This window comes from Nocardia farcinica (genome assembly GCF_029867845.1).
GTDB lineage: Bacteria > Actinomycetota > Actinomycetes > Mycobacteriales > Mycobacteriaceae > Nocardia > Nocardia farcinica_A.
Genome location: NZ_JARWRU010000283.1, coordinates 1 through 5,244, shown reverse-complemented (window position 1 = coordinate 5,244; position 5,244 = coordinate 1). Strand labels below are relative to the sequence as shown.

At 69.4% G+C, this 5,244-nt stretch carries 5 protein-coding genes; 4 read left to right on the top strand and 1 reads right to left on the bottom strand.

Going from position 1 to position 5,244, the window contains the following annotated elements; translation table 11 throughout:
• The 3 genes from QH283_RS05980 to QH283_RS05970 form a co-directional block, all read left to right on the top strand.
• Window positions 1-797: carboxylesterase family protein (locus QH283_RS05980; RefSeq protein WP_280502016.1), on the top strand; the 797-nt coding region annotated here is incomplete at its 5' end.
• A 138-nt stretch (window positions 798-935) separates the two neighbouring features.
• Window positions 936-1,733, top strand: a complete 798-nt coding sequence (locus QH283_RS05975; protein WP_280502015.1) for an AraC family transcriptional regulator — start codon at window positions 936-938, stop codon at window positions 1,731-1,733.
• 10 nt (window positions 1,734-1,743) lie between these two features.
• Window positions 1,744-2,352: a cysteine hydrolase family protein gene (locus tag QH283_RS05970; RefSeq protein WP_280502014.1), complete on the top strand. Its 609-nt coding sequence runs from the start codon at window positions 1,744-1,746 to the stop codon at window positions 2,350-2,352.
• Window positions 2,353-2,358: 6 nt separating this feature from the next.
• Here the strand turns inward: QH283_RS05970 and QH283_RS05965 are convergent, their stop codons facing one another.
• Window positions 2,359-4,356 (bottom strand): trypsin-like serine peptidase, encoded by a 1,998-nt coding sequence (locus QH283_RS05965; RefSeq protein WP_280502013.1) that lies wholly within the window; start codon window positions 4,354-4,356, stop codon window positions 2,359-2,361.
• A 330-nt stretch (window positions 4,357-4,686) separates the two neighbouring features.
• Between QH283_RS05965 and QH283_RS05960 the strand changes: the two genes are divergently transcribed.
• A partial coding sequence (locus QH283_RS05960) for a hypothetical protein (RefSeq protein WP_280502012.1) occupies window positions 4,687-5,244 on the top strand: 558 nt, incomplete at its 3' end.

Here is a 5,244-nt window from a genome sequence, read left to right as displayed (position 1 = left end):
GCGACAACATCGCGGCGTTCGGGGGCGACCCTGGGGAGGTGACGGTGTTCGGTCAGTCGGCGGGCGCCGACTCGGTGCTGGCGTTGATCGCCGCCCCACCGGCGAAGGGGTTGTTCCGGCGGGCGATCGCTCAGAGCGCGCCCACCGGCACCCGCACAGAGCGCGGCGCGATGGTGCGGGCGATGCGTGCCGCTTTCGCCGCGCGTCTCGACGGTGATCCGCTCACCGCCCGCACCGATCGCATCCTCACCGCGCAGGGCCATGTGATCGCCGTCGCGCGTCGGTTCGGTCTGGTGAGCGGGATGCCGTTCGGGCCGATCTACGGTGTGGACCCGTTGCCGATCTCCTCGCGTGCCGCGCTGGCGGCCGCGGCGTCGGAGGTCGAGTTGCTGATCGGCTACACCGCGCACGATGCCGCGCCGTTCGTGGCGCTCGATCCGCGTGGGGCGATGCTCGGCCGGTTCGGTGGGGTCGGGCGTGGGATCGGCCGGCGGGTCACCCGGCGGGTGACGGCCAGGGTGTTCGCCGATCCCGCGGCCGAGCTCGCCCGGTTGTGGGAGCGGTCGGGTGGCGGCGTCGCCACATTCCGGTTCGACTGGCATCCGCCTGCCGCGCCGTTCGGCGCCTGCCACTGCGTGGAGCTGCCGCTGTTGTTCAGCGGTGACTGGAGTGATGCGCCCATGCTCGGCGGGCATCCTGTGCCCGATCGACTCGCGGCCCAGGTGCGTCACACCTGGGCGGAGTTCGCCCGCAAGGGAATCGGCGGGCTGTCCGGTCGCGCCCTGCGATTCCGCTGAATCCAGCGCTCCCGCCGAGGGATCCGCGTGCCACGCGTCGGGGAAATGTTGCGCGGCCGTGTGCCGTGTCGACCTCGCCGGCACACCTGCCGAGATCCGCGAGCGATGGCGCCGCTGCCTCGTCTAGAAAGGAAGTTCGTGGAGAACGTCGTCGAGCACCGCTACGGCCCGCATGACATGCGGCTGGTCACCGCGTCCTTCCGCACACACCACTTCGTCCCCCACGCGCACAGCGAGTACGCCGTCGCCGCGATCGAGCGCGGGGTGGAGGCCGTCCGGTATCGCGGCGCCACCGAGCACGCTCCCGCGGGGAGCCTGCTGTTGCTCGACGCCGAGACGATCCACGCCGGTCGTCCAGGCATCGAGGAGGGCTGGGACTACCGGGTTTTCTACCTCCCGCCCGCGTTGCTGACCGAACTCGCCGGTCACCGCCCCGGTTTCACGTCGGCGACGCCGCACGATCCTGCCCTCGCCGCGCGTCTCGTTCGGCTGCACAGGCGATGCGACAACGACTCCCTGGCTTTCCACGAAGAGTTCGAATCGGTCTGCGCCGAGTTGCTCGCCCGCTACACCGGCCGCGCGCTTCCCCCTCCTCCGCCGCTGCCGGTGCGCAAGGTGCAACGCCACCTGGCCGCCGACCTGCTGCACACCCCGACGCTCGATGAGCTGGCCACCCTTGCCGGGATGCCGCGTTTCCAGTTGCTGCGCGCTTTCCGCCGCGACACCGGCGTGACTCCGCACGGCTACCTGCGGCAGCTACGCCTGCGGCATGCTCAGCAGCTCCTCACCGCCGGGCACACCGTCGCCCACGCGGCCGCCGAGAGCGGCTTCCACGACCAGGCCCACCTGCACCGGCACTTCCGGCGCACCTTCGCGGCCACGCCGGGCCGGTTCGCGCGCAACAACGTACAAGACCGCGATCGCCCGCCTGCCTAACGTGACCGGCGTGGACGAGTACACCAGCCCGGAATTCCCCCGTAGCGCCCTGCTCACGATCGACATGCAACGCGACTTCCTTCCCGCCGTCGCCGGGACCGCCGAGGTGCTGCCCGCGATCCGGCAGCTGACAGAGGCCTTCCGTGCGACGGGGCGGCCGATCGTGCATGTCGTACGCCTGTACCTTCCCGACGGCAGCAACGCCGACCTGTGCCGACGGACCACACGAGGCACGGCCACCCCGCACTCGCCGGGCTCGCAGCTCGCCGAGGGTCTCGGGACAGGCCAGGCTCTCGCCCCGGATCTGCTCCTCGCCGGCCGCGCGCAGCAGATCGGCCGGGACGAGCACATCCTGTACAAACCGCGCTGGAGCGCCTTCTTCGGTACCCGGCTGTCGGAGCATCTGGCCGAACGTGCGGTGAGCACGGTGGTGGTCGCCGGATGCAACTATCCGAATTGCCCGCGCGCCACACTGGTCGACGCCACCGAACGCGATCTGCGCACCGTGGCGGTCCGGGACGCGATCTCCGGCTGGACCGCCGACGCGGATCGCGAGCTGCCCGGGATGGGAATCGCCTGCCTCGACGCCGCCGAGGTGATCGCCGCCGTCCGGTCCTGAGCGCGCTCAGCTGCCCAGTTTCTGCCCGATGGGGCCGGCCACCACCGCGTGCGCGAGGTATTCGTCGATGTTGTGGGCGTGTTCCCTGGAGTTGTCCACCGGCACGTCGTGTACCCGCGGCCCCCATGCCTGGCGCAGCGGGCAGCCGATGGCGATGGGGTCTCCGGCGTACCAGGTGTTGAGCCATCGGCCGACTCGTTCGGGCCGGGTCGCTCCCCCGCCGAGCAGCTTGCGGTACACCCCGTCCAGGCCGAGCGGGCTGCCCGCCGTGACGAGCATGCTCACGTCGAGTTCGCGGGGCAGCTGGGTGAGCAGATCCATCGCGACCACGGTGCCGAGACTGTGACTGACGAGGACGAGTTCGCCGCGGGCGGGCATATCGGCGAGCACGGTGTCGAGGACGCCCTTGCGGACCTGTTCGTCGTCGAGGTAGGCGGCGACATCCTTGAAGATGGCGCCGATGAGCAGCGAATCCAGGCCGCTGCGCGCGGCGATCCAGCCGAGCTGGTCGTGCAGGCGGTCCAGGACGACCGAGCCGATGCCGCCGAAGCGCTCCTGTTCCCGCGGGGTGGCGGGCAGTTCCCCGGTGGTGGGCATGCCGGCGCGGCGCGCGGCTTCGGCGACCAGGCTCTGGTAGAGGGCAGAGCCGGTGTCGACGGATTCGCGGGCGTTCATGCCTGCGACGAGTCGGTCACCGTAGTAGGGGAAACAGACGTCGGCGGGGTCGACGGGAGCGAGACCGGCGAGGGTGAGTCCCTTGTTCAGTCCGGCCGTCCAGGTGAGGCGCAATTGCGCGGGGTCGCGGCGCTGCTGGCCGCGTCCGTGCAGGAACACCATGCTGCGCCGTCCGCCGAAGGCCGTGGTCCTGCCCGTCACACCGCTGCGGGTGGTTTCGGTGGTCTGGACCGGCTGTGCGGCGGGTACGGGCGCCGGCGTGGCGTCCGGGGCGATCGCGGCCACGACGAGGGGACGGGACGACGGCCCCAGTTCGTCGAGCAGCGCCTGCTGCGCGGGGGAATACGTCCTGGATCGCAGGTCGCGCAGCAGCACGCTCACCCTCGTGCCCTCGTTGGCGACCCAGTCGACCGCGTCGTCACCGTCGCCTGCCTGCCAGACCTTGCCGTCCTTGCGCAGCACCCTGCCCTTGTCGTCCTCGCGCGGGACACCGGCGTGGTGCAGCGCGACCATCTCCCACTGGTCGTTGAACACCGGTGATCCCGAGTTCCCCGGCTCGGTGTCGGAGATGTAGTGCAGGAAGTGCTCGAGCTGCAATTCCAGCCGATTGGCCCGGATCGAGATCTCCTTGAGCCGCCCCGATGGATGCCCGATGACGTTCATCGCCTCCCCGATCACGATCTTGCCCGGCGAGGCGATCAGCGGATTCCAGCCGAAGGCGGTCCCCGCCGCTGCCCCGTCCGGCCCCGGCGCCACCAGGACCAGCGTGTAGTCCAGGTACGTGTCGGTGACGAAGAAATCCGCCGGCGCGAGCTGGTAGCGCACGGGCGTGCGCGGGACGTTGTCTATGTCGACCTCGGCACGGAATTCCACCCATACCGACGCGGCGGCCTCGGCATCGGGCAGCACATGGTTGTTGGTCAGCAGCAGGTGCGGCGACACCATCGATCCGGTGCCGATCGGCACCTCACGGCCGTGGTGGCGCAGCGTGATCCGCGCGACCGCCGCGGCGGCCCTGGCGCCCCGGGGCAGGAAGTTGACCGCTTGCAGTTCGTTGGCGAATCCGATGACCCGCTCGAGTGTGCCGATGCCGTCGACCGGGTCCTGTCTGCCCAGCTCGATCACCGCCTGGACGGGCACCTCACCCGAGGTGAGCAGGTGATCGGCGCGCGCCCGGATCTCCGCCTCGGTGTCGACGACATCGGAATCGGTCTCCTCGCGGCGGCGGGCCACCTCGTCGCGTGCATCGGTGGTCTCGTCGAACCGTTGCGCGGCGGCGGTGATCTGTTCGCATCGGGCGGCGGCGAGCGCTTCGGGGTCGGCATCCATGGGGGGTCACCTCGCACAGGGGGGGTGTCTGCTCGTGCTCCATCGTGGTGCCCGGGGGCCGGGCCGATCACGAGTAGTCGACCACTCGTTTCCCCTCCCGAGATACCGAGTATCGAGTAGGCGGCTACGCGTGCGCTGTCGCCGGGCTCGCGCGAACATGGATGAGCGATCATTCGACGGCCGGGCGCGGAACATCGCCTTGCGACGTTCGCCGCCTTGCGACGTTCACCGCCTTGCGACGTTCACCGGATGATCGCATGGCCGGACACGCCGTTTTCAGCGCGAACAGACAAATACTCCAAGACACATCCGACCCGGAAGGGGAGACCGATGGAGTTGGGCAGCTGGATGGAATTCGGGCTATTGATCGTCGCGATCGCAGCGGCGGTCGTGGCAGGCATCAATCTATGGGTCATCCGTCGGGAGCGCCAACGCGAAAAGCTCCACGACCTCGAATTATCGTGGTTCGTGGGCGACCTGAACAAGCATCGCCTCCACGCGGAGCGCCTGTTGAAGAACGTGGATCAGCGGGACACCTTCGCCGACCTGTTCGAGAATTGGGCTGCTGAGAATTACGATTCCGTCTCCGCGGTGCTTCGATTCTTCTATCTCGTCGATTCCTGGGCCACCCAAGGATACATCGAAGAAAAGGATGCGATTTCCGTATTCGGCCGTTCCTACACCTGGTGGTACTGGAACCACATCAAGCCCCTCGGCGAGCCGCTGCTCGGCGATCCCGCCTGGCGGTTCCTCGTCGAGTACCACGGGTGGCTCGACGTCGGATTCCGTGAAGTCGATACGCCGCTCTACGATCAGATGAGGAACCCGTCCCGCCCGCGAGTCGCCGATTCGCCCGGGCCGCAGAACACCCCGCCCACTCCGCAGAAC

Coding starts and splice junctions, on each gene's coding strand:
- QH283_RS05965 (WP_280502013.1), bottom strand. CDS start 4,356: ATGGATGCCGACCCCGAAGCGCTCGCCGCCGCCCGATGCGAACAGATC.